Consider the following 26648-nt stretch of genomic DNA (forward strand, 5'->3'; position numbering starts at 1 on the left):
ATTGCAATATAACAATTAACACGAAATTGACAATATTAATTTGTTAAAAGCACTCCTCAAATTTAATTTTAGTGGTTTTAGTCAACCCATTAGTAACGCAGGTATTTATTCTTTATTATTGTAAACAAAAAAAAATAATCAAATATCCTCTTTTATTGATACTATTGATTGGTATTTGTCGTTACGATATATGATGAAAATACGCTACACGCTTTTTATGTTTTTTATTTGTTTTCTCGGCTATTCGCAGGAAACACGCTTGTCTATAGATTGGAAAGAGATTATAAAAGACACAAAAGCTCCCTTAAATACTGCTTCGCAGTTTTCTCAAGATGACAACGGTCAGTGGTTTTATACAACCCAATGGAAAGTAAATCAACCTGTTTTAGAAGGGAGTGTGCAACTCAAAAATGTAGTGTATGAAGCGATTCCTGCTTCTCAACTATCTTCTATTACAAAAAATAAAGTCGCATCAGAACTTTCCTATGTGCTCCAATCGGGGCAGGCTAGAGATCAATTTTATGCGCTTTTACAAGTAACGCCATTTGTTGTCGTAAACGGACAATACATGCGGGTGACAAGTGCTGAGGTTTCATACGCTTTCGCGAAAGCGTCCAATGCCAGATCTTCTATACCTATTACAAATTCAGTCTTAGCAACGGGTGATTATTACAAGTTTTATGTAGAAAATACAGGGGTGCATCAAATTACACGTAATTTTCTTCAAAGCATGGGTATGTCATTAGAAGGCATTGATCCACAAACGATTAAAGTATATGGTTTAGGAGGCTCCCCATTACCGCTCATTAATAATGATAATGGAGATGAGGTTTTTGATTTAAGAGAAATCCCTATTCAAGTAGTGGGAGGCGAAGATGGGACTTTTAATGGGAATGACCATATTCTATTTTTTGGAGAAAGTTCTCGAAAATTTCACGAAGAGTTAAATACAAATATAAATCCATATTCAGATCGATCGTATTATTATATAACCGCTGGCGGGAACTCAGGTTTACGAGTGCAGCCCATGAGTCAGCCAACCGATACTGCCGATGTAACATTTACAACCTTTGATGATTATCAATTCCATGAAGAAGATCTGGAGAGTATTGTATTGATAGGTCGCAGGTGGTTTGGGGAACAGTTTACTATTGAAAACGAGCAGTCTTTTGAGTTTACATTTCCGAATGTAGCACCTGGTCAAATGGCAAACTTGAGAATTTTGCTTGCAGCAGCTTCAGAATCTCAAACTTCTTTTGAAATTGCTGTCAATGGAACTTCTGTAGGAACTGCGATATTATCAGCCATAGGTAATATAACCCTTGCAGATGGAGCGGAGTTTGAGGTGCCTGTGTCCATCTCAAGTCCAGAAGTTACGATCACAATCACTTATAATAATGGCGGAAACCCATCTAGCCTTGGGTATTTAGATTATATAGCGTTGGATGTACCAAGACTACTTCAAGGTACGGGTGAGCAAATTAATTTTAAGAAAAATGAGGCTGCGACCCTAAGTGGCTTGGGAGAATATGTTTTTAGCAATGCTAATGACTATACTCAAATTTGGGATGTTACAGACCAAACGGCAATTACCACCACACTGAATGAAGGTGGTCAAGGAGAAATACGTTTTAAAAGTCCGTTGGGAACACTACGCAGGTTTGTAGCGGTGACCCCTTCAGATTATTTTGCACCTTTGAGAGAAAGTAATAATACCAGAGTTGCCAATCAAAATATAAAAGGAACTATTTTTCTGAATGACAATGGGGATTTTCAAGATGTAGACTACCTCATGATTACTGGTGATTTATTAAGACCACAAGCAGAAAGATTGGCACAGCACAATAGATCTTTTAGAGGTCTTAATGTAAAAGTAGTCACACTGGATGAAATTTATGAAGAGTTTGGAAGTGGAAGTCAAGACATAGGGGCTATTCGAAATCTTGTAAAATATGTATATGATAATGCTTCATCAGATGCAAATAGAATAAAGTACCTCTGTTTGTTTGGAGACTCTTCTGTTGATTATAAAGACCGATTATTTGGTAATAATAATATAGTCCCGACTTTTCAAAGAGAACAAAGTTTTAGTTTGGCAACTTCATATATGTCAGATGATTTTTATGGTTTGATGGATCCTAATGAGGGTCAAGTTACTGCAGGAGATAAATTAGACATTGCAGTGGGACGTATCATAGCAGACACGCCTTCTCTGGCAACGACAGTGGTTGATAAGATTATAAGCTATGATGAAAGAGCATCTTTTGGACGTTGGCGTAATAACTTAGTGATGATTTCTGATGACGCCGATGAGTTTAATTCTGGTCACTCTGGTTTACAGGTAAATCTGGATGCTCTAAGTGATGAGATTGAAAGTCAAAGACCTTCTACAAATGTTATCAAGATATATAGTGATGCTTTTCAGCAAGAATCCTCTGCGGGAGGCGATCGATATCCTCAGGTAAATGAAACGATTTCAAATGCTTTTGAGGTAGGTTCTTTAGTGGTTACGTATTTAGGTCACGGAGGCGAAGAGCTATTAGCTTCAGAAACCATTGTTACTCAAAATGAAATTGATGAGCTTTCTAATGACGAGCGATTACCTTTACTGATTACGGTAACCTGCGAGTTTACAAAATTTGATAACCCATTACGACCTACGGGAGGGGAAGGGTTTATTTGGAGTCCCAACGGAGGTGCTGTTGCGATGGTGGCGACTACACGAGAAATATTTGTCTCCTTAGGGGTGAATTTTAATGATGAGATTGCTGCAGAAATTTTTGGGTTTAATGATAGCGAGATCCTTAGCGCAGCAGAACATGTGCGGAGAGCCAAAAATAATGTACAAGACGGGGCTGGGCAGCGCCGTGTGATTTTCTTTTTGGGAGATCCAGCCATGCGGCTTGCTTTTCCAAAACCAGATATTCGTCTTACGGCGGTTAATGATATTCCAGTGGGATCAGAGTTGCCTACATTAAGAGCGCTAGATCGCGTAAAGATTAATGGTGTTATAACTAGTGAATTAGGGCAAGTTATTTCTAATTATACAGGAACACTAGCCGTAACACTTTACGATAAAGATATAGATCGTCAAACATTAGGCAATGACGGAACCACAGACAATGACGGGAATTTAGTAGTACTCGATTTTAAGACATTAGGTGCCATTCTTTATAGAGGGCAGGCCTCTGTGGTCAATGGTCAATTTGAGTTCGAGTTTATCATGCCTAGAGATACAGCGATTCCGCTCGGACAAGGACGTCTAAATTTTTATTCAGAACGATCAGGGGTTTTAGAAGATCAAGCGGGTGTGAATAGAGATATTATGATTGGGGGGCTTAATGAAGATGCTCCCATAGATAATTTAGGGCCTCGAATCCGTTTATTTATGAACGACGAAAGTTTTGTAAATGGAGGTATTACAGATGATTCCCCTATTATATTGGCTAAACTAGAGGATGAAAATGGGATTAATACCGCTGGAGGAATAGGGCACGATCTGATAGCAATACTAGATGGCGATGAGACAAATCCTTTGGTGATGAATGATTTTTACGAGACAGAAGTAGATGATTTTACACGAGGAACAGCGAGTAGAAGACTCAGAGACCTGGAAGAAGGATTGCACACACTCACATTTATTGCATGGGATGTATATAATAATTCATCAAGAGCTGAGCTTCAATTTGTAGTTGTTGGTGATGGTGAATTACAACTAGAAAATGTCCTGAATTACCCGAACCCTTTTGTAAATTATACGGAGTTTTGGTTTAATCATAACCGACCTTTTGAGCCTTTAGATGTGCAAGTTCAAATATTTACTGTAAGCGGTAAAGTGGTGAAAACGATTAATCAAACAGTAGTCAATGAGGGCTTCCTTTCTAGGGATATTGTATGGAATGGGTTAGATGATTTTGGGGAAGCTATAGGAAAAGGAGTATATGTATACAAGATAACCGTAAAATCTACGTTAACAAACAAGCAGGTGGAAAAGTTTGAAAAGCTTGTTATTCTATAAAAAATAAATATATAAAAAGTCTATATTTGTTCAAATTTGAAATCTTTATGAAGAAAATGATGATGCTATGCTTAGGAGCATGTTTTGCTTTTAATGCGACAGTACAAGCCCAAGATGAGCCTAATCCAATTACAACAGCAGTTCCATTTTTAATTATTGCCGCAGATGCACGTGCTGCAGGACTAGGAGAGCAAGGAGTGGCCACCAGCCCAGATGTGTATGGTGTGCAATGGAACCCTGCCAAACTAGCCTTTTTAGATAGAAAACATAATGTTGGGGTCAATTATACTCCCTACTTGGGAAATCTTGTCAATGACATCGCCATACTTCAAGCGGCGTATGCAAATCGCCTTAACGAGCGAAGTGCTTTTGGGGTAAGCCTTAGATATTTTAGTTTAGGAACGATTACTACCACAACAGGTCCTAGTGATCCAGGACTGGATATTCGTCCTAACGAATTTACATTAGATGCTACCTATGCGCTTAAATTAAGCGAACGGTTCTCTATGGCAGTTTCTGGGCGTTACTTACGCAGTGATCTTAGGATTCAACAATTAGACCCAGATGCAAGTGCAGCCTCTTCTTTTGGGGTGGATATCTCTGGGTACTATCAATCTGAAGAGATTACCTACAATAGCTTTGACGGTCGTTGGAGAGGTGGATTTAATATTTCTAACATCGGCCCGAAAGTTTCGTATAGTGATGCTACAAATGATGATGATTTTATTCCTACTAATTTAAAATTAGGAGGAGGGTTTGATTTCATTCTTGATGGTTATAATAGAGTATTTGTAGGATTAGAAGTTAATAAATTGTTAGTTCCTACCCCAAGTGATTCTAACGGTGATGGCGTTATTAATAGACAGGATGATTACAATAATGAAAGTTTTATCTCTGGGATCTTTTCTTCTTTTGGAGATGCGCCTGACGGATTTAGTGAAGAGCTAAAAGAATTTACGTGGTCTCTCGGAGCTGAATATGTATATGATAATGCATTCTCACTTCGTGCAGGATATTTTAATGAAAGTGATTTAAAAGGGGCACGTAAGTTTGCAACTCTAGGCGCAGGTTTTGAGTTTAATGCCATTGATATTGACCTTTCTTACCTATTCTCTACAGGTTCTGTACGTAGCCCATTAGAAAATACATTACGTTTCGGACTTACGTTCCACTTTGGAGATGAGTACGATGAGTATTAACTGAGTAAATTCTTGCGTTTGCAGGAAATATACCTATGAAAAAAATTAAGATCGAATCGTTTCTGGAAGTCTATACATCTATGGATGCGCTTCCAGAAACGATTTTTTCTTTAATGCAAGAGGCTATTCTTGCTAGAGATACCGCTTATGCCCCTTACTCAGAGTTTTATGTAGGCGCTGCTATTTTACTTGAAAATGGAGTCGTTGTACGCGGAAGTAATCAAGAAAATGCAGCCTATCCTTCTGGCTTATGTGCAGAGCGTACAGCGGTTTATTATGCTTCGGCTCAATATCCAAATGTCGCTTTTAAGGCAATAACGATTAGTGCAAAAGGAAAAAATAAAGCCACTTCGCAACCTATTCCTCCTTGTGGATCGTGTCGACAAGCCATTGCCGAATATGAAATAAGACAAGGCGAGGCTATTCCTATTTATTTTATGGGAGATCAGGGGGAAGTTTGGAAAAGTGATTCCTTAGAAAATTTGCTTCCACTACTTTTTACATCAAAATATCTTTAAGACAAGACTCCTTTTTCTAATAATATGTAGGTGGAGTTTGCTTTCGCGAAAGCGTATACCTGATGTATTATAATAATCTTAACAAAAAAAAGAGTGATTATGAGGCTTACTACTTCGTTTTCGTAACTTTTATGCAAAACCCTTTTTGCGGTATCTGTCTAATAGCTTATTTTTGTTATTCGCTTTTATTAAAGCCATTATTATACTCGTTATAGATGAAGAAAATTACTAAAGAAACGTACCTTAATTGGTATGAAGAAATGCTCTTTTGGCGCAAGTTTGAAGACAAACTAGCTCAAGTGTATATCCAGCAAAAAGTAAGAGGTTTTTTACACCTTTACAATGGCCAAGAGGCTATCCTAGCAGGATCCTTACACGTAATGGACTTAAGTAAAGACAAAATGATTACAGCCTATCGTAATCACGTACAGCCTATTGGTATGGGTGTAGATCCTAAGCGTGTCATGGCAGAGTTGTACGGAAAAGGAACAGGGACCTCTCAAGGTCTTGGAGGTTCTATGCACATCTTTTCAAAAGAAAAAGGATTTTACGGAGGTCATGGTATTGTAGGAGGGCAGATTCCTCTAGGAGCAGGAATGGCTTTTGGAGATAAATATCACAAAAGAGAAGCCGTTACCTTGTGTTTCTTTGGTGATGGTGCTGCACGTCAAGGGTCTTTACATGAAACGTTTAATATGGCGATGCTCTGGAAATTACCTGTCGTATTCTGTGTCGAAAATAATGGATACGCTATGGGTACTTCGGTAGCGCGTACAGCAAACCATGAAGATATATGGAAATTAGGTCTTGGTTATGAAATGCCATGTGGCCCTGTAGATGCCATGAATCCAGTAGCCGTTGCAGAAGCGATGGATGAAGCAATAGATAGAGCGCGTCGAGGTGACGGACCTACATTTTTAGAATTAAAGACATACCGCTATAGAGGACACTCTATGAGTGATGCACAACATTATAGAACAAAAGATGAGGTTGCTGAGTACCAGAAAATAGATCCTATTACGCAAGTAAAAGATATTCTATTAAAAGAAGGATACGCTACCGAAGATGATATCAAAGTAATGGATAAACGTGTAAAAGAACGCGTTGCTGAATGTGAGAAATTTGCAGAGGAAAGTCCATTTCCAGAAAAGAACGTGATGTATGATGTTGTATACGATCAAGAAGATTACCCATTTTTACCTCATAAATTATAACCTATGGCTCAAGTAATAAACATGCCGCGACTTAGCGACACGATGGAAGAAGGTACGGTAGCAACTTGGTTAAAACAAGTAGGTGATACCGTTTCTGAAGGAGATATTTTAGCCGAAATAGAAACTGATAAAGCAACGATGGAGTTTGAATCCTTTTATGAAGGAACTTTACTTCACATAGGAATTCAAGAAGGAGAAACAGCCCTTGTTGATAAATTACTCGCGATCATAGGAGAGGAAGGAGAAGATATTTCTGGTTTATTAAACGGAGACAATGCCTCTGCTGAAGAAACATCAGAAACATCAGAAGCATCAGAGGACACGGAAGCTGAACAGACAGAAGATACAGCTACAAAGGAAGAATCAGAAGACACTTCTTCAAGCGAGGAATCAACAACAGCCACAACAGCAGATATTCCTGAGGGGGTCGTAGTGGTTACGATGCCGCGACTTTCTGACACCATGGAAGAAGGAACAGTGGCAACATGGTTAAAAGCCGTAGGAGACAAAGTTGAAGAAGGAGATATCCTTGCAGAAATCGAGACCGATAAAGCCACGATGGAGTTCGAGTCTTTTAATGCAGGTACCTTATTACACATAGGATTAGAAGAAGGCGCTACTGCAAAAGTGGATGCATTACTTGCGGTTATAGGCCCTGAGGGAACAGATGTTTCTGGAGTGGTTGATACCTATGTGTCAAATGCTGATGCTACTTCTAAAGAGGCGCCTAAAGAAGATTCTAAAGAAGCACCAAAACAAGAAACTAAAAAAGAGACTCCTAAAAAGGAGACTCCCAAAGCTGTTGAGCAAACAACTTCAAATACCAACACATCAACATCAAGTGGAGGACGCATATTTGCATCTCCACTAGCTAAGAAAATTGCTGAAGAAAAAGGCATCAATCTAGCACAAGTAAAAGGATCTGGAGAAAATGGACGTATTGTAAAAGCAGATGTAGAAAACTTTACACCAAGTGCAGCTACTGCAGGAGGTGCTGCCCCGTTTGTGGCTACAGGCGAGGAAAGCTCTGAAGAAGTGCCTAACTCACAAATGCGTAAAGCCATTGCAAAAGCACTGTCAAAATCTAAATTCTCTGCGCCACATTATTACTTAAATGTGGAGTTTAATATGGAGAACGCTATTGCTTTTAGAAAACAATTTAATCAACTTCCAGATACAAAAATATCCTACAATGATATGATTGTAAAGGCAACAGCAATAGCCTTAAAACAGCACCCACAAGTAAATTCTCAGTGGTTTGATGATAAAATGAAATTAAATCATCATGTTCACATTGGTGTAGCAGTGGCTGTTCCTGATGGATTGGTTGTGCCGGTAGTTAATTTTGCTAATGAAAAGTCGTTACCACAAATTAATGCTGAGGTAAAAGAATTGGCAGGGAAAGCACGTAATAAAAAATTGTCTCTTGACGAGATGGAAGGGAGTACCTTCACCATTTCAAACTTAGGAATGTTTGGTATCACAGATTTTACGTCAATTATCAATCAGCCGAATTCTGCGATACTGTCTGTTGGTGCTATTGTAGAAAAGCCCGTTGTAAAAGATGGTCAGATTGTGGTAGGAAACACTATGAAGTTAACCATGGCGTGTGATCACCGTACGGTAGATGGAGCTACAGGAGCACAATTTTTACAAACACTCAAAATGTATATCGAAAATCCAGTATTGATGCTGGCGTAATTTCGCTTTCGCGAAAGCATATAACTCATAAATCCCATCTTTTCAGGTGGGATTTTTTTATCTTTAAACCCTATGAGAAAAATAATTTTTTATATAGTGATGGCTGTGATGATAACGTCATGTACTACATCATTACAACCCGTAAATCAATCCAATGTTCCGCCTCCGCCGCCGCCTGTAACAGTGCCAGATGTTCCTATGCCTGATGCTAGAAAGAATCAGGTGACCATGGTGTTTCCTAACATCAATAAAATGACTTCTGTAAAAAAAACCATTGAGTTTTTAGCTTCAGATGAGTTAGAAGGAAGAGATACAGGAAGTATGGGGATAGAAATTGCGGCACAGTTTATAGAAGCCCGTTTTAGAAATGCCGGAGTAGCACCTTATTTTGATACGTATAGAGATAACTTTATAGCAAAAGAAAAGGATGCTTTCAACTTAGTAGGTGTTGTAGAAGGCAATGATCCAGCACTAAAAAATGAAATTATCATCATTGGAGCGCACTATGATCATATTGGAAATGGAAAGCCTGTAGGGGATGATGTGATCGCAAATGGAGCCAATGATAATGCTGCTGGCACGACCACTGTTTTAGCACTTGCAGATCATTTCGCGAAAGCGAAAACAAACAAACGCACTCTTATTTTTACACTATACTCTGCTGAAGAAAAAGGGTTGTTAGGATCAAAACATTTGGCGAAGCGTCTTAAAGACCAAAAGACCACGCCGTATGTGATGTTTAATATAGAAATGATCGGGGTTCCTATGATAAAAAAAGATCATTTGGTCTATATTTCTGGGTACGATCTTTCCAATATGCCTGCAAAATTTAATAAATATGCAGGCGAAAACGTGATAGGATTCTTGCCAAAAGCGAAAGAATTTAATCTTTTTATGCGGAGTGATAACTATCCGTTTTATCAAGAATTTGGGATTCCTGCACACACCATTTCTTCTTTTGATTTTACGAACTATGATCACTATCATGGGGTAGGAGATGAAGCAGATAAAATGGATATTCCGTTTATGGAAAACGTGATTCAGAAACTCATTCCAGGGTTAGAGCGTATGGCAAATACTCCTACGCAGGAGATTAAAATGAACGAACAAAATTAATAATGATAACGGATTGCGACATCCGTCCACACGCATATGAAAAAGATTATTGTAACAGGAACGAGCAGAGGAATAGGGTATGAATTAGTACAGATACTAGCGAATCAAGGGCATCAAGTGCTTGCGCTTTCGCGAAATGAAACACCATGTAAACTCCTCAATATGCAAAATATTACGGCGTTCTCTTTTGATATCACTGACGCTACGCATTTCCAAAAAGTGACAGATTTTATCGAAAGTGATTGGGAAGGAGTAGATGTGCTGATTAACAATGCAGGTGCGCTCTTAAATAAACCTTTTGCCGAAACGACCATGGACGATTTTGAAGCCGTGTACAAAGTGAATGTATTTGGTGTGGCTGAGCTTACGCGAGTAGTACTTCCTTACATGACCTCTGGGGCACATGTAGTGACGGTAAGTAGTATGGGCGGTGTACAAGGAAGTATGAAATTTCCTGGGCTTGCAGCTTATAGTTCTAGTAAAGGGGCTGTGATTACATGGAGCGAACTCCTCGCCGAAGAATATAAAGAACAACAGATCGCTTTTAATGTGGTTGCTCTAGGTGCTGTGCAAACCGAAATGCTGGAAGAAGCCTTTCCTGGCTATCAAGCACCTTTGACGGCTAAAGAAATGGCAACGTATTTAGCAGATTTCGCACTCACGGGGAACAAGTTCTATAACGGGAAATTGTTACAGGTATCTGCGAGTACGCCTTAAATATACATCCTATTGGAAAAAACAGTTATCATTTTAGGAAGCTCTCGTTCTGATGGCAATACCGCCAAAGTAGTTCAGCAATTACAGCAGCTTATAGATTGCAGTATGGTAGATCTAAATGACTATGCTATTAGTTATTATGATTATAAACATGCCAATAAGGATGATGATTTCCTCCCTTTAATGAAACGCATTATCCAAGAGTATCAAAACATCATTGTAGCTACACCTGTTTATTGGTATACCATGAGCGGAATTCTAAAAGTATTTTTTGATAGAATTTCTGATCTCTTAACAATAGAAAAGGATTTAGGAAGACAATTAAGAGGCAAAGGATTTGGAGCGATGAGTTGCAGTCTGGATAGTACCGTCGAAGATGTATTTTGGCATCCCTTTAAAAGTACTGCAGGCTATTTAGGCATGACTTATCTAGGGAATATTCATGTAGATACGCTTGATTGTCAACAGTTACTAGAGGGATTTGTGAAAGAAATGAATGTAGGTAACTAGCACTAATTTTTCAGGGAGATATAAAAAATGAAATATGTCTAATTCTTGCTTGAAAAGTAGAATATTCTTATTTTACAAAAGAATATAAATGGTAGAAACCCTCAGAAAATACGTCCCAGAAAGAGCTGCAAACCCCGCTTTTGAATTGATCAAAACACATGGTGTGTATTTGAAAATCGTCAATGAACGCATTACACGTCACGGGGATTACCGAAGAATGCCTAATGGGCAACATCAAATTACCGTAAATGTAAGCCTAAATAAGTATCGGTTTTTAATGACACTTATTCATGAGATTGCACATCTGGTTGCCTTTGAGAAGTATGGTCGCTACATAAAACCACACGGTAAAGAGTGGAAGCAGACCTTTCAGGTATTAATGCTTCCATTCATTCGTCCTGATATTTTTCCTCAGGAGGTACTGCCCTATATCGCACGGCATTTTAAAAACCCCAAAGCCAGTAGTGATACCGATGCACATCTGTCGGTAGCGCTCAAAAAGTATGATCCGCCCACTGATAAAAACTATATCTTTGAGATTCCTACAGGATCAAGATTTAGAATCTATAATGGTAAGATTTTTCGAAAAGGAACTAAGCGTGTCAAACGCTATGAATGTGTAGAAGTATCCACAGGAAAGGTGTATTTATTTCAGCCTAATGCTGAGATTGAACAATTGGATTAAGAAGTAAGAAGTATGAGCGCAAAAAATAAGAATTATTATGCATTATTAATGGCAGGAGGTGTGGGTTCTCGCTTTTGGCCTGTAAGCGTCGAGGAATATCCTAAGCAATTTCACGATATGTTGGGTACAGGAGAAACACTCTTGCAAAAAACATTTCATAGGCTGGCAAAACTAGTTCCTGAAGATCAGATACTCGTTTTGACCAATAGTAAGTACAATGCATTGGTGAAGGAGCAAATTCCGCAGATTGCACAAAAAAACATTGTCTTAGAATCAGCGATGCGTAATACAGCACCTTGCATTTTGCTTTCGGCACTCAAGGTGGAAAAAGAAAACCCAGATGCGGTGATGATTGTTGCGCCTAGTGACGCTTGGATTGAAGATGAAGACGCATTTGTGCACGATTTACAAATTGCATTTGATGCCTCCCAAGAAGAAAATGTGATTACCACGATTGGGATTCAGCCTACGTTTCCTAATACAGGATATGGATATATCAATTATGATCAGACGGATTCCGCTTTCGCGAAAGCGGTGAAACGTTTTACAGAAAAACCAGATTATACCACAGCAAAACAATTTGTGAATAGCGGAGAATACCTATGGAACGCGGGTATGTTTATTTGGAGTGCACAAACCGTATTAAACGGATTTAAAGCGCACCTTCCAGAAATGTACACCTTATTTGCTAAAGGAATTCCAGTGTATAATACTATTGACGAACAAGATTTTATTAATACATATTATCCTCAAGCAGAAAATATAAGTATTGATTATGGGATCATGGAGAAGCATAAGCACGTAAAAGTGGTGCCTGCTACTTTTGACTGGAATGATTTAGGGACTTGGGGTTCTTTGTATGAAAAAATGGACAAAGATCAAGATGAAAATGCCATTATCAATGCGAGAGTCATCACCTCAAATACGTCAGGTACTATTATCCGAACCGAAGGAAATAAAGTGGTAGTAGTCGATGGACTTCAAGACTATATTATCGTTGAAAAGGACGATGTGCTCGTTATTGTGCCAAAATCTAAGGAACAGGATATTAAAGAAATACGCAATGCGGTACAATCAAAATTTGGTCGTAATTTAGGGTAGTTCAAAAAATAAGGGATTCAGATGAGCGAAATAGAAAAAGACACGCAGCAAAGCAAAGATGCGGTTAGGCAGGATGCAAAAGGACTTTGGCAGAGCTTAAAGATTTTTATGGTAGAGCTTCTCGATTTTAGAGCAGATACCGACCGTGAAGCGACTATGCAACATATTAAAAATGATATTCCATTTAAAGGGGCAACCGCTTGGATTTTAATATGCTCTATTTTTGTGGCGTCTATAGGGTTAAATGCAAACTCTACCGCAGTGGTGATAGGAGCGATGCTTATTTCTCCATTAATGGGACCTATTCTTGGGATGGGGATGTCTATTGCGATTAATGATATTGATACCTTAAAAAAATCACTGATCAACTTGGCGATTATGATCGTGTTAAGTTTGGTTACAGCCTATTTGTTTTTCAGGTTTTTCCCATTGGGAAATCAAGAAACCTCTGAGCTTTTAGGAAGAACCCAACCTGATATTAGAGATGTGCTCATTGCCTTTTTTGGGGGATTAGCATTGATTATCGCCCGAACCAAAAAAGGAACGATCGCCAGTGTGATTTTTGGAGTGGCGATTGCGACGGCTTTAATGCCTCCTTTATGTACTGCAGGCTACGGACTAGCTAATGGAAATATTCCATACTTTTTAGGCGCGATGAACCTGTTTACGATTAACACAATCTTTATTGCATTAGCGACCTTTATTGTGTTAAAGGTATTGCGTTTCCCAATGATTAAATACGCAAATTCTAAAAAGAGAAAGCGTATTTCGCAATTAGCATCTTTGGCAGCTATTATAGTAATGATTTATCCTACCATTACCTTTTTAAGAGTGTTGAAAAACAGTGGTTTTGAAAGTGATTATAATAGTTTTATTCAAAAAGAAGTAGAACTTAATAATGATCTTTGGTTTCAGAAAGGAATTTTGGATACGGATAAAAAAATAATCACCTTATATTTTAATGGAGAAATAGCTGATGCAACGGTTACTGACTTAAGAAATGAAGTAAAAGGATATGATAATATAGGAGATTTTGAGGTACTTGTAAATGGAAACAAAAATAGAAGTTTTGACAAAATATCTGATGCTTATGATAGAGCCATAAGTGACTTAGATGAAAAGGATAATATTATTGCTGGCTTACAAAGTCAGATAGAAAATTTAAAAAATGAGATTGCGGGTATGAATGCCAAGAACAACTCATTTTCTTTTTCTGAAGTTTCCAAGGATGCCAAAATCGAATTTGAAGATCTCACATCTTTTGGGTTTTCTAAAATGCTCGTTTCTAATGATTTTAGAACGGTAGATACGGTCAACGTAGCGTCTGTAAAGTGGAAAAAGGCTTTAAGTGATAGTGTGGTTAAAATAAAAGAAACACAATTAAAGGATTGGTTAAAAAAGCAGATTAAGACAGATTCTATCGTATTGAAAAACGATTAGTCCTTGTTTTCTTTATGATTATATGCTAATGTGTTTTAGTGACTACTACTGTTTGGCATTCTGAGCTTGACGTACCATTTTAAAAAGATTTGAAGAGTATACAAAGTTGGTTACTTCTTCATTATCTGTTTTAAATATTTGCGTTTTATCTCCTTCCCACGCTAGGTGTCCTTCCTTTAGGAAGATGATTTTCTCGCCAATTTCCATCACAGAATTCATGTCATGGGTATTAATGATCGTGGTAATATCGTATTCTATGGTGATTTCTTGTATCAAGTTGTCTATGACGGTAGCCGTATGCGGATCTAGTCCAGAGTTTGGTTCGTCACAAAAAAGGTATTTAGGATTGTTTACGATCGCCCTCGCAATTGCAACACGTTTTTGCATACCTCCCGATATTTCTGATGGTAATTTATGATTTGCATTAACAAGATTGACACGGTCTATGACAATATTTGCACGTTCAAGCATTTCTGCCTTTTTCATTTTTGTAAACATCTGTAGAGGGAACATGATATTTTCCTCGACAGTCATAGAATCAAAAAGTGCACTGCCTTGAAATACCATTCCTATTTTTTCGCGTATGGTACGTTGTTCTTCAAAATCTAAATCAGAATAACAAACACCATCATATAATATTTGACCGCTATCAGGCGTAAACAGCCCTAACATACTTTTTATAAACACTGTTTTTCCAGATCCACTCTGTCCAATAATGAGGTTGGTTTGTCCTTTTTCAAAAGTCGTATTCAGTCCTTTAAGAACTTCTACGTCTCCAAATCCTTTCCTTAAATCGCGTACTTCTATCATTAGCTTAATAACATTTGAGTGATAAAATAGTTCGTAACAATAATAGCGACACTTGTCCAGACAAAAGAAGTGGTACTTGCCTTTCCTACTTCTAGTGCACCACCTTTCATATAAAAGCCATGAAACGACGGTATGGTGGCAAGCAGGAAAGAAAATATAAATGTCTTTAAAAAGGCATAGGTAATATGAAAAGGGATAAAATCATCTGTAAGACCCGATACAAACTGATCTGCAGTGGTGAAGCCGCCATAAACAGCAGCAACATAGGCGCCAAAAATCCCTAAAAACATGGCGATGGCAATCACAAAAGGATAAAAACACATGGCCACAATCTTAGGAAATACGAGGTAATTTAACGAATTAATACCCATCACTTCTAGGGCATCGATTTGTTCTGTGACACGCATTGTTCCTATACTAGAAGTGATAAAAGAACCTACTTTACCAGCCATAATAATGGATAAAAATGTAGGTGCAAATTCAAGAATTACCGATTGTCTTGATGCAAAGCCTATTAATTCTTTTGGGATAATAGGATTGGTTAGGTTAAGTGCTGTTTGTATTGCAACAACTCCACCCACAAAAAAAGAGATAAAAGCAACGATTCCTAGAGAACCAATAATCAAATCATCAATTTCTTTAAAGATTAATACTCGTAAAACTTTACCTTTTGTCGGCTTGACAAAGGTCTCTTTAATCATGATGAAGTATTTCCCTATATCGTGTAGATATGTCATGTACTTGCTTTAAGAGCGCTAAATTAACAAAATAAAATTCGGGTAAAGCTATTTTACTATGCTTTATGAAAGTTCTATAAATCTAATAGCGTTTTAATTTTTTTATAGATATCTGTGTTTTCATAGATGCCAGAAAATTTTTCAGCACCAGGGCCGTAGGCAAATACAGGAACCATGGTTGCTGAATGTCCTTTGGTAGAAAATGAAGGTTTTATTTTATTGTAATCTCCATCGTCAGATGCAAGTGTAAATCCACCAGTTTCATGATCTGCAGTAACAATAACTAGTGTGTTTTTATCCTTTTTTGCAAAATCTAATACACTTCCCAACACAATATCAAAGTCAATCATTTCTCCGATGAGATAGTCTTCGTCATTTGAATGCCCTCCCCAATCGATTTGTGATCCTTCTACCATCAAGAAAAAACCATCTTTATCTTTCTTTAAATACGAAAGCCCTAATGCTGTTGCGTCATATAAAAAGGAGCCCCTTCCATCTATCATTTTTGGCATTCCTCCATCGGCAAGGAGAAATCCATATTTTTTATTTTCATCCATACGCATATTGGTTTGTAAAGATACGGTGTCTATTTCAAAGCCATTTTTTGTGAGTTCGCTGATCATGTTTTTTTTGTCAGCTCTATTCACAAAAAACTCACGACCACCCCCTGCGAAAAAATCAACTGAAGAGTAGGTGAGAGCTTCTGCGATTTCTTCTTCCATTTTTCGGTACCTAACGTGTGCGTAAAAACTGGCAGGCGTTGCATGTGTTATGGTGGAGGTTGCAATAACTCCTGTGGCGTAACCACGTTCTGACAAGTCTTCTAGCAGGGTAGGTGCGGCAATCGTATCGTTGGTGACTCCAATCGCTCCATTATAGGTCTTGATACCCGCAGAAAATGCTGTTGCACCTGCAGCCGAATCTGTGATGAGGTCACTAGACGACGATGTTTTAATAAGTCCTATATGCTTGAAACGTTCATAGCTAGAAGGCTCAGAGTGATAAAATTGTGTTGCTGATATTTGGCTTAATCCCGTGCCATCAGCAATCATAATGATGATATTTTTAGGTGTGTTTTTCTTGGTTTTTGTAGGAGGTTGTGGGACTACAGGAGGTTGCGGTGTTGCAGTGATTTTCTTGGTAGCACAAGAAAAGAACATCGATACGGTAGCTATTCCTATAAGGAGCGTTCTAAATGTAGACATAATATGGGCTTTATAACAATGTAAAAATACTAATATATAAGAGGTTGTTGTGTAAGGATACTGTTAAGAATTTAAGGGGTTATTTTAGAAATAATCCCTTTCCATCTTAATTTTCGAATAAAGGCACCCTCTTCTTTGGTAACAAGATAAGCATGTTTATGTCGCTTTGCGCGAAAATATCCTCTCATATAATCAAAAAAGAAGCTTAATTTCTTTTTACGTATGGCTAGCTTTAACGAGGCTATAGCAGTAAGCATAAATCCATATCTCATACCATAAAAAGCATTGCCTTGTTTGTATTTTGCCGCTTTTGTGTAAGTGTTGCCTGTTGGTTTTAGATGCTTAACGGCAAGACGATCATCTGTGATAATTTGCCAACCATAAAATTTAGCTTGAAGCTCATCCACAGTATCCCAACCCATAGCAGCTTTGAGACCATCTATTTGTACGAAACATTCTTTTCGATAGGCTTTCAAAGCCCCTCTTATATGATCTTTGTTAGTAAGGTTCTCCAAAACCCAAGAGTTTCCTTGTTTGATATGACAAAAACCACCAACCATACCTACGGTTGGATCTTTTTTGAAATGTGTGATGATCGTGGCTATATAATTCGGGGGGAAGATAAGATCCGCATCAAATTTACATAGAATATCATATTGGTCATCGAGTGTTTCTAATCCTTTTTGAAAGGCTTGTATGACTTTACTGCCAGGAAGGTGGGTTGCCTCTGCATAAGAATTTATGAGGGATATGAATGGGTACGCTTTCGCGAAAGCGGATATCACCTCCTCAGAAGTGTCAGTACTATGGTCATTGACAACCACAATTTTTTTAGGCAGCACTGTTTGTGCCACTAGTGATTCTAGTGTTTGTGAAATAAGGGTCGCCTCGTTATGGCATGGTATCACAATATATACATCCATTATGATTTTTTTTCGGCATAAATCAGGTAGTAGCGAGGTGTAAAAAGACGTAGTAAGGGTCTGATTCCTATCTTTTTTACTGGATTTGTAAATTTTTGTCGTTTTTTTATTTCCCAACCTGCTTTTTCAAAAATCCAATCAAATTGCCAATCTTCAAACTCATGATAATGCCTGTCCCAAGGATCTGTTTTACTTCGGTAGGCAGGAGAAAACCAAAGTTTAAGAGGGATACTAGCCACTATTCTAGAGCCTTTGGCATCTTTTAAAACATGAAAAGGGGATAAGAGATGTTCAAAAATCTCAAATGCAGTAATGACATCATATTCCTGTTTTTGTAAAGCGGTAGCATCAAGATCTAAATCTTCGCCAGAAGTATTTTTTACAGTGTATCCTTCGCGTTCCATAAAGTCTACAAAAGGATTGCGTACTCCCAAGTCGAGAATAGTCGTGTTGGTATCTGGAACTACTTCTTTAAGAAATTGAATCGTATGCTTATAGCGTTTGCTAGGAAAAGTATTCTCGTACATATTATACCATTTTAACCATAAAATATCGCATATAATTCGTTTCTTTTCTATCCATATTTCAATATAAAATAAAACCGTAACTGTGGCTATGCTTTGATTTTCTATTTCATCTGAATAAAAAATAATTCAAATTAAGAATACGACATTTCATCATTAAACTGGTATTAGTAACTCATTACGTAGTGTCCGAAGATACTCAATGTGATTTGGAAAGACAACAGAAAAAAAATCTAATACCTATATGCAATAGCATTAATGTTCATACCTGCGCCTACACTAGCAAAAAGGATTAAATCTCCTTTGTGTACTTCTTGATCTTTTATTTGTCCATTGATAACAAGATCAAATATGGTCGGAACAGTCGCTACAGAACTATTGCCTAATTTATGGATGCTCATAGGCATTACATTTTTAGGCATTGGATAGTCACATAACTTATAAAAACGCTCGCAGATAGCTTCATCCATTTTTTCATTGGCTTGGTGGATAAATATCTTTTTTACATTTTCTATTTTTTCACCACTTTTTTCAAGACATGATTTCATGGCCTGTGGGACATGGGTTAAGGCAAAATTATAAATCTTACGACCGTGCATTTTTATATACCTAGTGTCTTCAGTGTCGTCTTGTTTATTAGACTTTCCGAAAAACAGAAAATACGCTTCGTCGTAGGTGTAGGTTGCTGTTTCAAAAGCAAGAATTCCTGTGTCGCTATCATCTTGTTCTATAATCGTTGCACCAGCTCCATCACTATAAATCATACTATCTCTATCATAAGCATCTACAACCCGAGATAGGGTTTCTGTACCAATGACTAAACATTTTTTTGCCATACCTGCTTTGATAAAGGCCTGCGCTTGAATCACACCTTCTATCCATCCTGGGCATCCAAATAAAATATCATAGGCAACACAACGAGGGTTTTTAATACGTAAGCTATGTTTAATACGTGATGCTAGACTGGGTACAAGATCACTTTGTGTTTTCCCTTTTTGTACATCTCCAAAATTGTGAGCTACAATAATATAGTCTAAGGTTTCTGGATCTATGTTTGCGTTGGTAATTGCTTTTTCTGCTGCAAAAAAGCCTAAATCTGAGGAAGTGAGGTGGTCTTTTGCATACCTGCGCTCTTCAATACCTGTAATAGCCTTGAATTTTTCTATAATAACAGGGTTGTCATAATTTATAGTAGAACCATCACTATTTAAAAATAAGTGGTTATTAAAATCTTCATTTTTTTCGACTGCGCTAGGGATATAACTTCCTATTCCTGTAATTTTAATACCCATAATATGGTTGTATTTTATTATTTGGTAAAAGTAATGAAACTCGATTAAATACTTAATTCAAGATGAATTTATGCTTATATTTTTATGAATTTATTGTTATTTATTTAAAAATAGTGCAATATCTATTGTTGAATGTTTGATTTTATTTTTTTTTTAAAGAATATGTAAAATATAATAGCAGGCATCTAAGATACCTGCTATTATATTTTACATTTAAAAGCTATGCTTCTTCCATATACTCCTCAATAGGGGCACAGGTGCATATTAAATTACGATCTCCATACGCGTCATCAACACGTCTTACAGTGGGCCAGAATTTGTTATCAGCAACATAAGAGAGTGGATAGGCTGCTTTTTCTCTGGTGTATGGAAAATCCCATGTGTCTGATGTAACCATCGCAAGTGTATGCGGTGCATTCTTCATCACGTTATTTGGATCATTAGCAGCATTGTCTATTTCTTTTCTGATACTAATCATAGCATCACAAAAACGATCCAGCTCTTCTTTACTTTCACTTTCTGTAGGTTCGATCATCATTGTTCCAGCGACAGGGAAAGATACGGTTGGAGCATGAAATCCGTAATCCATGAGACGTTTTGCGATGTCTGTTACTTCGATACCGTGTTCTTTAAATGGTCGGCAATCTATAATCATTTCGTGAGCAGCACGGCCACGTTCTCCTGTATATAGACATTGGTAATGTCCTTCTAAACGTTCTTTAATATAGTTGGCATTTAAGATCGCGTATTCTGTTGATTTACGGAGTCCATTTTCTCCAAGCATTGTGATATACGCGTAAGAGATCAGACAGGCTAGAGCAGAACCCCAAGGTGCAGCAGATATCGCAGTTATGGCTTTGTCACCTCCTGTAGTTATCACAGGGTTAGAAGGTAGGAAAGGTACTAGCTGACTTGCTACACAAATTGGGCCTACACCGGGTCCGCCTCCTCCATGTGGAATTGCAAATGTTTTGTGGAGATTTAAGTGGCATACATCTGCTCCAATCGCTCCAGGGTTTGTTAAGGCTACTTGTGCATTCATATTGGCACCGTCCATATATACTTGGCCTCCATTTTTATGAATGATCGATGTGATTTCCTTTATGGCGCTTTCGTATACTCCATGAGTCGAAGGATAGGTAACCATTAAAGCGGCTAGATTTTCTTTGTGCTCTTCTGCTTTGGTGCGAAGATCATCGATATCTATATTTCCGTTTTCTAATGCTTTGGTAACAACAACTTTCATTCCTGCCATTACTGCACTTGCAGGGTTTGTACCGTGTGCAGATGATGGAATTAAGCATATATTTCGGTTAGAATCGCCTCTAGATTCATGATAAGCGCGTATGACCATTAAACCTGCATACTCACCTTGAGCTCCTGAATTTGGTTGTAATGATGTACCCGCAAAACCTGTGATTTCAGTAAGTTGCTCTTCCAGTTTTTTGAGCATGATTTGATACCCTTCTGCTTGATCCAATGGAGCAAATGGGTGGATATTCCCCCACTGTGGATCACTTAAAGGAAGCATTTCTGAAGCAGCATTTAACTTCATAGTACACGATCCTAAAGAAATCATAGAATGATTTAAGGAAAGGTCTTTACGCTCTAGTTTCTTAATGTATCTCATTAATTCAGTTTCCGAGTGGTAACTGTTAAATACATCTAGCGTTAAAAAGGGTGTGTCTCTAGCGATACCATTATTGATAGAAGAACCTTCAATGAGTTCTTTTACTTCAATAGTTGTTTTGTCTAATGCTTTTGCAAAAACAGCAATAATTGCATTTAAGTCCTTGATTGTTGTTGCTTCGTGTATAGAAATAGCAACTGTTTCTGCGTCTGGATAGTAAAAATTGATATTGTTCTCAGTGGCAATATTTGCTATTTTTTGGCTATCTGTTTTGATCTGGATGGTATCAAAATAGGCGGTATTCGTTTGGTATAAGCCTAATTTTTCTAATGCATCTGCAAGTGTGGTGGCTGTATTATGAACTTTATTAGCGATATGTGTTAAACCTTCCGGTCCATGATACACCCCATACATTCCTGCCATAACGGCTAGTAAGACTTGAGCAGTGCAAATATTAGACGTGGCTTTATCTCGTTTTATATGCTGCTCTCTGGTTTGAAGTGCCATACGTAAAGCACGATTGCCGTTCATATCTCTTGTAACACCGATGATACGTCCAGGGATGTTACGTTTATATGCTTCTTTTGTAGCAAAATAGGCAGCGTGAGGGCCTCCATATCCTAGTGGAATTCCAAAACGTTGCGTAGTACCTACCACAACATCTACTCCCATTTCTCCAGGAGCTCTTAGTTTTACAAGGCTTAGGATATCGGCAGCGACGGCCACTTTAATTCCAATAGCATTTGCTTGATTTACAAAGTTTGCGATATCATGTATTTGTCCAGATTTTCCAGGGTATTGTAAAATAGCTCCAAAGAAATCTTGTGAGAAATCAAAGGTTTCGTGATTTCCTACAACGAGTTCTACACCAATAGGTGTCGCTCTTGTTTGTAATAAAGAGAGTGTTTGTGGAAGAATTTCTTCTGACACAAAGAATTTTGAGACTTCTGCTTTTTTCTGTTCTCTGCTTCGAACAGCGAATAAAAGAGCCATAGCTTCTGCAGCAGCTGTAGATTCATCCAATAAAGATGCGTTTGCCAATTCCATACCCGTAAGATCTGTGATCATGGTCTGGTAGTTAAGTAACGCTTCTAGCCTTCCTTGAGCAATTTCAGCTTGGTAAGGCGTGTATGCTGTGTACCAACCTGGATTTTCTAGGATATTACGTTGTATAACAGCGGGTGTTACTGCTTGGTGGTATCCTAACCCAATGTACGAGTTGAATACTGTGTTTTTTGAAGCTAGTTCTTGAATATGTGCTGCAAATTCGTGTTCACTCATTGCAGGATCTAACGTAAGTGGTTGATCAAGTCTGATGTTTTCTGGAATCGTCTCAAAAATGAGTTGGTCTATAGTTTCAACACCTACTTTTTGAAGCATCTCTGGAAGATCAGATCTTCTAGGGCCTATATGGCGTAAAGCAAAAGAATCAGTATTCATATTGGATTGAATTTTTGAGTAACAAAATTACGACTTAAAACTGTAAAAAATATACCTTTTAAAGTTCGCGATTGCGTAAGTTGTAAACGATTTTAAGGGCTTATTAACAGTTATCTTATTTTTGTCTAATGAAATGGGTAGTACGTATTTTTAATTTTTACATCAACAGTAGTGTGCACGTGAGTTTAGCTGTGGTTGCGTTGGTTTTTGTGACATGCAGAACGTTAGACATTTCATGCCAAAAAGATTTTGTTTTTTTCGTTTTTTTTGCAAGTATTACAGGATATAATTTTATTAAATACTCAAGTTTGGCCAAATTACACCATAGAAGCCTCACAGAGTCCCTGCGAGCGATACAATTATTTTCTTTAGTTAGCTTTTTTTGTATGGTATTTTATGCAAACCGTCTTCCTTATGAAGTGTTGTTTGTATGTGCTATTTTTGGAGTTTTGACATTGTTGTATGCACTCCCCATTTTTTCGAGAAAGCGTAATTTACGTTCATTTTATGGTGCAAAAATGTACACCATTGCTTTTGTTTGGGCAGGTGTTACGGTACTTCTTCCAGTGCTAAATGCTGGACAGGAGCTCGGTATAGATGTTTGGATTTCTTTTGTGCAACGATTTTTGTTTGTCGTCGTCATTACGCTACCTTTTGATATGCGGGATTTGAATTATGACCGTAATGAGATTCATACCATCCCAAAAAGTTTAGGAATAAAATATACGAAGGTTTTAGGAGTAGGATTGCTTATAATATTTATAATCATGGAGTTTTTTAAAGATCAATTCCAGTATAAAAATTTAGTCGCTTTATGTATTGTAGCAGTAGCATCGGCGCTATTTCTGATCAGATCTTCAGATAAACAGTCTACGTATTATGCGTCCTTTTTTGTGGAAGGACTCCCAATGATTTGGTGGGGTTTATTGTGTGTATTGCCAGAATTACTGTCCTAATTCACGAGCTAATCGTTCTTTAAGAGCATTTTTTTCGTCTTGGCTGACACTATCAACTTTAGGATTCTTTATTGCTTTTGTAAGTTTATTATTGTTTGCAGTATATGCTCTACATTCACTACATATTATAAGATAAAAGTTAAGTTTTATCTTTTCCCAAAGTGAAGTCTCTTTGTATTGATTTTTATCACAGAGCATCTTTCCTTCGTGACAATTAATATTAAATAGTCCCATTAATTTTATTTTTTTTCAGTATTTTAAAATAGCACACATTAGATATAATTCATATTAAAACCAGTTCTTTTCCATGCAACTAGCCATCGCTGTACGCGCTCTGTGAATTATTACCCAAAAATTAGACGGCGTGATATCAAATTCATTACAAATAGTTTCGGTGTCAAATCCATCTATTGTTTTCATTCTAAAAATAGTGCCTTGTTTCTCTGGAAGCTTTGATAAACAGTTGTATATAGCTTCTCCTAATTCTTCATTTTGAATTTGATCTTCAGCAGTTTTATCAAATGGATCAGCCACACGTTCTTCTAGCCAATCGCCTTCACTCTCATCATCTTTATAGTTAATGTGAACCTCTGCTTTTCCTTTTTTTGAATTTGACTTGCGATAATGATCAATAATTTTTCGTTTTAAAATAGATATCAGCCAAGTACGTTCACTGGCTTCTCCTTTAAAATTTTTCATGGACTTAAGACCCGCCAGAAATGTTTCAGATATTAAATCTTGAGCCATTTCTCTGTCATTTACACGAGCAATCGTGAAATTAAATAAGTAGTCTGAATATTGATCGACCCATTTTGTAGGATCTATTTGGTTTGATGGCATAGCCTATTATATATGTAGGATTAAAACAAAACTAACGATTTTGATAAACTTTATATGGATATCATAAAATATATATCCTTGTTATCCCGTAAAAATAACGTAAAGTTCTTTGAATTTGATTGTTTGTTGGGTATCTGCTACAAAAAAGGAAATATTGACAATCAATTTATGAAGTACAATTCTGGTTAAAGAACGATCATTAAACGTAACCCCTATACGTTCTGTTTTGTGTTTGAAAAGGCAAGTCCGCACCACACAAAAACTTGCCTTTTTCTAAACCTTATATGATTTAGGTTTACTTTTATTTTTCTAATGCTGTTTTAATCGTTTGATTCCTATGTTTTATGAAATCAGTCATGTGTTTTTTGAGAAAGAATCGGTCAAATAGCTTCCCAAATATTCCATACGGAGTAGTGTAGGTAATTACATCTTTCATCTGAACCATGTTTTCTTTTTGTTCGAAATAATGTTGATGTCTAAAGGTTTTAAAGTTTCCTTTAATCATTTCGTCTACAAAATATCTAGGCGCTTCATAAGCTGTTATTTGCGAAGTGTGTGTTAGATACACGCCAAAGTGTTTGCCTCTCCAAGTAACGGTTTCATTATATTTTATAATCCCTGACATTACCCCAGCAATGGCTTGCTCATTTGTTTGAGAGGCCGTTTTCTTATGAAAATCGATGTCTAATGAGAGTTCAAAAGCTTTTTCTGCAGTGCTTTGAATTTCTGTATATATTATAATTACAGTCATGAAACTAATTCTTTTAAAGCCATTTCTAAGTCATCATGCGTAAATGTATATCCCTGTTTAAGTAAGCGTTTTGGAATAACATTTCGGCTTTTTAATAGTAACTCAGTTTCTGTATTGATTAAAAATGCTCCAATTTCTAGCAGCGTTTTATTAGATGGGATGCCAAAGGGAATGTTAAGGGTTTTACGCAATAATTGCATGACTGTTTTATTATCAGACGGATGAGGTGATACCACATTTATAGCCCCGCTTAGAGTGTCGTTTTTGATGCAAAAATCAATGATTTGCACAAAATCATCTTTATGTATCCAACTGAATTTTTGATGCCCTGATCCTTGTTTTCCGCCTAATCCTAATTTGGTGATATTGATCATGGGTTGCAAAGCGCCTCCATCTTTGCCAAGTACAATGGCGGTCCGTAAGGCTACTTTTCGGGTATGGGGTGTTTCTGATCCAAAGAATGCTTTTTCCCATGCTTTGGCAACACTTACCGAAAACCCTGTGCCAATTTCCCCTGTCTCTTCATCCATTTCTTTGTCTAAGGAGTGCCTATAAATGGTCGCTGTAGAGGAGTTAAGCCAGACCTTTGGTGGTTTTTTACACAAACCAATGGCTTCCCCTAGTACCTTGGTGCTATCTATCCGAGAATTTAAAATAAGCGCTTTGTTTTTAGAGTGATATCTACAATCTACGGATTTGCCTGCCATGTTGATAAGGACCTCTGCGTCGTCCAATTCGGAAGTCCACGGACCTATAGTTTTACCATCCCAGATAACCGTTCTACAATGATTTTCAAGTTTTTTTTGCTTTCGCGAAAGCAAAACAATCTCGTCAAAAGCGTCTTTAAAATACGATGTAATGACCGTTCCTAAAAAGCCTGTTCCTCCTGCAATGATTAATTTACTCATAGATTTGGTGTTACGGTAGGTCCTTGAACTCGTTGCATACTCGTTGATCTTGATTTTTTACGACCTCTTAAAAATAGGAATACGTTTAAGAATAGCATGATGCCTAGGTAGATAGAAAAACCGCCAATTTTTGTGCTCAACACTTCTATGAGCCCTTGGTAGGTTTCGTTAAAATGATAACTGGGAATTTTTAAAATAGAAAGCCCAAAACCGATGTTGAGTAAGTAAAAACCGACTTCAAAGAGACGGTTGGTAGAAAGTGCAATCTCTTCCCGTCCTTTAAAAATTTCGATCATAAAAATACGTCCGTTTTTGAATAAGGTTTTTGAAACAAAAAAGGTAAGTAAAATAATAATAGGTAAGTAAATGAGATAACCGATAATAATTTTTGAAGTTTCCATACTAATGTGTGT

Annotated in this window: 24 protein-coding genes; 12 read left to right on the plus strand and 12 right to left on the minus strand. The window is 37.4% G+C overall.

From position 1 onward, the window contains the following. Positions 1 to 193 precede the first annotated feature (193 nt). The 11 genes from porU to ACFO3O_RS20100 all read left to right on the plus strand — a co-directional run bounded on the left by porU (position 194) and on the right by ACFO3O_RS20100 (position 14219). On the plus strand, positions 194 to 4018 hold the full coding sequence (gene porU, locus ACFO3O_RS20050; RefSeq protein WP_465251767.1) for a type IX secretion system sortase PorU: 3825 nt from the start codon (positions 194 to 196) through the stop codon (positions 4016 to 4018). 47 nt (positions 4019 to 4065) lie between these two features. Further along, positions 4066 to 5217, plus strand: a complete 1152-nt coding sequence (gene porV, locus ACFO3O_RS20055; protein WP_379982192.1) for a type IX secretion system outer membrane channel protein PorV — start codon at positions 4066 to 4068, stop codon at positions 5215 to 5217. A 35-nt stretch (positions 5218 to 5252) separates the two neighbouring features. Continuing rightward, a complete protein-coding gene (locus ACFO3O_RS20060; protein ID WP_379982194.1) occupies positions 5253 to 5735 on the plus strand; it encodes a cytidine deaminase in 483 nt (160 codons plus the stop codon). A gap of 215 nt (positions 5736 to 5950) precedes the next feature. Then, positions 5951 to 6949, plus strand: a complete 999-nt coding sequence (gene pdhA, locus ACFO3O_RS20065) for a pyruvate dehydrogenase (acetyl-transferring) E1 component subunit alpha (protein ID WP_379982196.1) — start codon at positions 5951 to 5953, stop codon at positions 6947 to 6949. A 3-nt stretch (positions 6950 to 6952) separates the two neighbouring features. Next, positions 6953 to 8650: a pyruvate dehydrogenase complex dihydrolipoamide acetyltransferase gene (locus ACFO3O_RS20070; RefSeq protein WP_379982198.1), complete on the plus strand. Its 1698-nt coding sequence runs from the start codon at positions 6953 to 6955 to the stop codon at positions 8648 to 8650. Between the two features lie 72 nt (positions 8651 to 8722). Then, complete coding sequence (locus ACFO3O_RS20075; RefSeq protein WP_379982200.1) at positions 8723 to 9766, plus strand: M28 family metallopeptidase; 1044 nt, start codon at positions 8723 to 8725, stop codon at positions 9764 to 9766. 36 nt (positions 9767 to 9802) lie between these two features. Next, positions 9803 to 10483 (plus strand): SDR family NAD(P)-dependent oxidoreductase, encoded by a 681-nt coding sequence (locus ACFO3O_RS20080; RefSeq protein WP_379982202.1) that lies wholly within the window; start codon positions 9803 to 9805, stop codon positions 10481 to 10483. Positions 10484 to 10495: 12 nt separating this feature from the next. After that, a complete protein-coding gene (locus ACFO3O_RS20085; protein WP_379982204.1) occupies positions 10496 to 10993 on the plus strand; it encodes a flavodoxin family protein in 498 nt (165 codons plus the stop codon). An 88-nt stretch (positions 10994 to 11081) separates the two neighbouring features. Further along, complete coding sequence (locus ACFO3O_RS20090) at positions 11082 to 11678, plus strand: SprT-like domain-containing protein (protein ID WP_379982206.1); 597 nt, start codon at positions 11082 to 11084, stop codon at positions 11676 to 11678. 12 nt (positions 11679 to 11690) lie between these two features. After that, the gene (locus tag ACFO3O_RS20095) at positions 11691 to 12779 is read left to right on the plus strand and encodes a mannose-1-phosphate guanylyltransferase (protein WP_379982208.1); all 1089 of its coding nucleotides are present in this window, start codon (positions 11691 to 11693) and stop codon (positions 12777 to 12779) included. 21 nt (positions 12780 to 12800) lie between these two features. Continuing rightward, entirely contained in the window at positions 12801 to 14219 is a 1419-nt protein-coding gene (locus ACFO3O_RS20100) for a DUF389 domain-containing protein (protein ID WP_379982210.1), read from the plus strand. A 45-nt stretch (positions 14220 to 14264) separates the two neighbouring features. On the opposite strand, the gene ACFO3O_RS20105 is transcribed toward ACFO3O_RS20100, so the two are convergent. From ACFO3O_RS20105 to gcvP, 7 genes are all read right to left on the minus strand, one after another. Then, on the minus strand, positions 14265 to 15029 hold the full coding sequence (locus ACFO3O_RS20105) for an ABC transporter ATP-binding protein (protein WP_379982212.1): 765 nt from the start codon (positions 15027 to 15029) through the stop codon (positions 14265 to 14267). Further along, positions 15029 to 15766, minus strand: coding sequence for an MlaE family ABC transporter permease (locus tag ACFO3O_RS20110; protein WP_379982214.1), 738 nt, complete (start codon positions 15764 to 15766; stop codon positions 15029 to 15031). The genes ACFO3O_RS20105 and ACFO3O_RS20110 overlap by 1 nt, the downstream gene beginning before the upstream one ends. A gap of 74 nt (positions 15767 to 15840) precedes the next feature. Continuing rightward, positions 15841 to 16971, minus strand: a complete 1131-nt coding sequence (locus tag ACFO3O_RS20115; RefSeq protein WP_379982216.1) for an alkaline phosphatase — start codon at positions 16969 to 16971, stop codon at positions 15841 to 15843. Between the two features lie 71 nt (positions 16972 to 17042). After that, positions 17043 to 17894: a glycosyltransferase family 2 protein gene (locus tag ACFO3O_RS20120; protein WP_379982218.1), complete on the minus strand. Its 852-nt coding sequence runs from the start codon at positions 17892 to 17894 to the stop codon at positions 17043 to 17045. After that, positions 17894 to 18421: a class I SAM-dependent methyltransferase gene (locus tag ACFO3O_RS20125; protein WP_379982220.1), complete on the minus strand. Its 528-nt coding sequence runs from the start codon at positions 18419 to 18421 to the stop codon at positions 17894 to 17896. The genes ACFO3O_RS20120 and ACFO3O_RS20125 overlap by 1 nt, the downstream gene beginning before the upstream one ends. 230 nt (positions 18422 to 18651) lie before the next feature. After that, complete coding sequence (locus tag ACFO3O_RS20130; protein ID WP_379982222.1) at positions 18652 to 19710, minus strand: 3-oxoacyl-ACP synthase III family protein; 1059 nt, start codon at positions 19708 to 19710, stop codon at positions 18652 to 18654. A 220-nt stretch (positions 19711 to 19930) separates the two neighbouring features. Beyond that, positions 19931 to 22780: an aminomethyl-transferring glycine dehydrogenase gene (gene gcvP, locus ACFO3O_RS20135; RefSeq protein ID WP_379982224.1), complete on the minus strand. Its 2850-nt coding sequence runs from the start codon at positions 22778 to 22780 to the stop codon at positions 19931 to 19933. Between the two features lie 386 nt (positions 22781 to 23166). Here gcvP and ACFO3O_RS20140 point away from each other — a divergent pair, with 386 nt between their 5' ends. Continuing rightward, positions 23167 to 23736 (plus strand): UbiA prenyltransferase family protein, encoded by a 570-nt coding sequence (locus ACFO3O_RS20140; protein WP_379982226.1) that lies wholly within the window; start codon positions 23167 to 23169, stop codon positions 23734 to 23736. Here ACFO3O_RS20140 and ACFO3O_RS20145 read toward each other — a convergent pair. From ACFO3O_RS20145 to ACFO3O_RS20165, 5 genes are all read right to left on the minus strand, one after another. Next, positions 23725 to 23970 (minus strand): hypothetical protein, encoded by a 246-nt coding sequence (locus ACFO3O_RS20145; protein ID WP_379982227.1) that lies wholly within the window; start codon positions 23968 to 23970, stop codon positions 23725 to 23727. The two genes, ACFO3O_RS20140 and ACFO3O_RS20145, sit on opposite strands and share 12 nt — an antisense overlap. 54 nt (positions 23971 to 24024) lie before the next feature. Continuing rightward, positions 24025 to 24576: a sigma-70 family RNA polymerase sigma factor gene (locus ACFO3O_RS20150; RefSeq protein WP_379982229.1), complete on the minus strand. Its 552-nt coding sequence runs from the start codon at positions 24574 to 24576 to the stop codon at positions 24025 to 24027. A 301-nt stretch (positions 24577 to 24877) separates the two neighbouring features. Further along, positions 24878 to 25327, minus strand: a complete 450-nt coding sequence (locus tag ACFO3O_RS20155) for an SRPBCC family protein (RefSeq protein ID WP_379982231.1) — start codon at positions 25325 to 25327, stop codon at positions 24878 to 24880. After that, positions 25324 to 26235 carry a TIGR01777 family oxidoreductase gene (locus ACFO3O_RS20160; protein ID WP_379982233.1) on the minus strand — a complete coding sequence of 304 codons (912 nt, stop codon included), beginning with the start codon at positions 26233 to 26235 and terminating at the stop codon, positions 25324 to 25326. Before ACFO3O_RS20160 ends, ACFO3O_RS20155 begins: the two co-directional genes overlap by 4 nt. Next, entirely contained in the window at positions 26232 to 26636 is a 405-nt protein-coding gene (locus ACFO3O_RS20165; RefSeq protein ID WP_379982235.1) for a hypothetical protein, read from the minus strand. The genes ACFO3O_RS20160 and ACFO3O_RS20165 overlap by 4 nt, the downstream gene beginning before the upstream one ends. Between the last annotated feature and the right edge of the window lie 12 nt (positions 26637 to 26648).

Origin of the sequence: Dokdonia ponticola (assembly GCF_042653865.1) — a bacterium.
GTDB lineage: Bacteria > Bacteroidota > Bacteroidia > Flavobacteriales > Flavobacteriaceae > Dokdonia > Dokdonia ponticola.

Excerpts from the sequence above, each read along its gene's own strand:
- porU (WP_465251767.1), top strand. The coding sequence starts at position 194 with ATGAAAATACGCTACACGCTTTTTATGTTTTTTATTTGTTTTCTCGGC.
- porV (WP_379982192.1), top strand. The coding sequence starts at position 4,066 with ATGAAGAAAATGATGATGCTATGCTTAGGAGCATGTTTTGCTTTTAAT.
- ACFO3O_RS20060 (WP_379982194.1), top strand. The coding sequence starts at position 5,253 with ATGAAAAAAATTAAGATCGAATCGTTTCTGGAAGTCTATACATCTATG.
- pdhA (WP_379982196.1), top strand. The coding sequence starts at position 5,951 with ATGAAGAAAATTACTAAAGAAACGTACCTTAATTGGTATGAAGAAATG.
- ACFO3O_RS20070 (WP_379982198.1), top strand. The coding sequence starts at position 6,953 with ATGGCTCAAGTAATAAACATGCCGCGACTTAGCGACACGATGGAAGAA.
- ACFO3O_RS20075 (WP_379982200.1), top strand. The coding sequence starts at position 8,723 with ATGAGAAAAATAATTTTTTATATAGTGATGGCTGTGATGATAACGTCA.
- ACFO3O_RS20080 (WP_379982202.1), top strand. The coding sequence starts at position 9,803 with ATGAAAAAGATTATTGTAACAGGAACGAGCAGAGGAATAGGGTATGAA.
- ACFO3O_RS20090 (WP_379982206.1), top strand. The coding sequence starts at position 11,082 with ATGGTAGAAACCCTCAGAAAATACGTCCCAGAAAGAGCTGCAAACCCC.
- ACFO3O_RS20095 (WP_379982208.1), top strand. The coding sequence starts at position 11,691 with ATGAGCGCAAAAAATAAGAATTATTATGCATTATTAATGGCAGGAGGT.
- ACFO3O_RS20100 (WP_379982210.1), top strand. The coding sequence starts at position 12,801 with ATGAGCGAAATAGAAAAAGACACGCAGCAAAGCAAAGATGCGGTTAGG.
- ACFO3O_RS20105 (WP_379982212.1), bottom strand. The coding sequence starts at position 15,029 with ATGATAGAAGTACGCGATTTAAGGAAAGGATTTGGAGACGTAGAAGTT.
- ACFO3O_RS20110 (WP_379982214.1), bottom strand. The coding sequence starts at position 15,766 with ATGACATATCTACACGATATAGGGAAATACTTCATCATGATTAAAGAG.
- ACFO3O_RS20115 (WP_379982216.1), bottom strand. The coding sequence starts at position 16,971 with ATGTCTACATTTAGAACGCTCCTTATAGGAATAGCTACCGTATCGATG.
- ACFO3O_RS20120 (WP_379982218.1), bottom strand. The coding sequence starts at position 17,894 with ATGGATGTATATATTGTGATACCATGCCATAACGAGGCGACCCTTATT.
- ACFO3O_RS20125 (WP_379982220.1), bottom strand. The coding sequence starts at position 18,421 with ATGTACGAGAATACTTTTCCTAGCAAACGCTATAAGCATACGATTCAA.
- ACFO3O_RS20130 (WP_379982222.1), bottom strand. The coding sequence starts at position 19,710 with ATGGGTATTAAAATTACAGGAATAGGAAGTTATATCCCTAGCGCAGTC.
- gcvP (WP_379982224.1), bottom strand. The coding sequence starts at position 22,780 with ATGAATACTGATTCTTTTGCTTTACGCCATATAGGCCCTAGAAGATCT.
- ACFO3O_RS20140 (WP_379982226.1), top strand. The coding sequence starts at position 23,167 with ATGGTATTTTATGCAAACCGTCTTCCTTATGAAGTGTTGTTTGTATGT.
- ACFO3O_RS20145 (WP_379982227.1), bottom strand. The coding sequence starts at position 23,970 with ATGGGACTATTTAATATTAATTGTCACGAAGGAAAGATGCTCTGTGAT.
- ACFO3O_RS20150 (WP_379982229.1), bottom strand. The coding sequence starts at position 24,576 with ATGCCATCAAACCAAATAGATCCTACAAAATGGGTCGATCAATATTCA.
- ACFO3O_RS20155 (WP_379982231.1), bottom strand. The coding sequence starts at position 25,327 with ATGACTGTAATTATAATATATACAGAAATTCAAAGCACTGCAGAAAAA.
- ACFO3O_RS20160 (WP_379982233.1), bottom strand. The coding sequence starts at position 26,235 with ATGAGTAAATTAATCATTGCAGGAGGAACAGGCTTTTTAGGAACGGTC.
- ACFO3O_RS20165 (WP_379982235.1), bottom strand. The coding sequence starts at position 26,636 with ATGGAAACTTCAAAAATTATTATCGGTTATCTCATTTACTTACCTATT.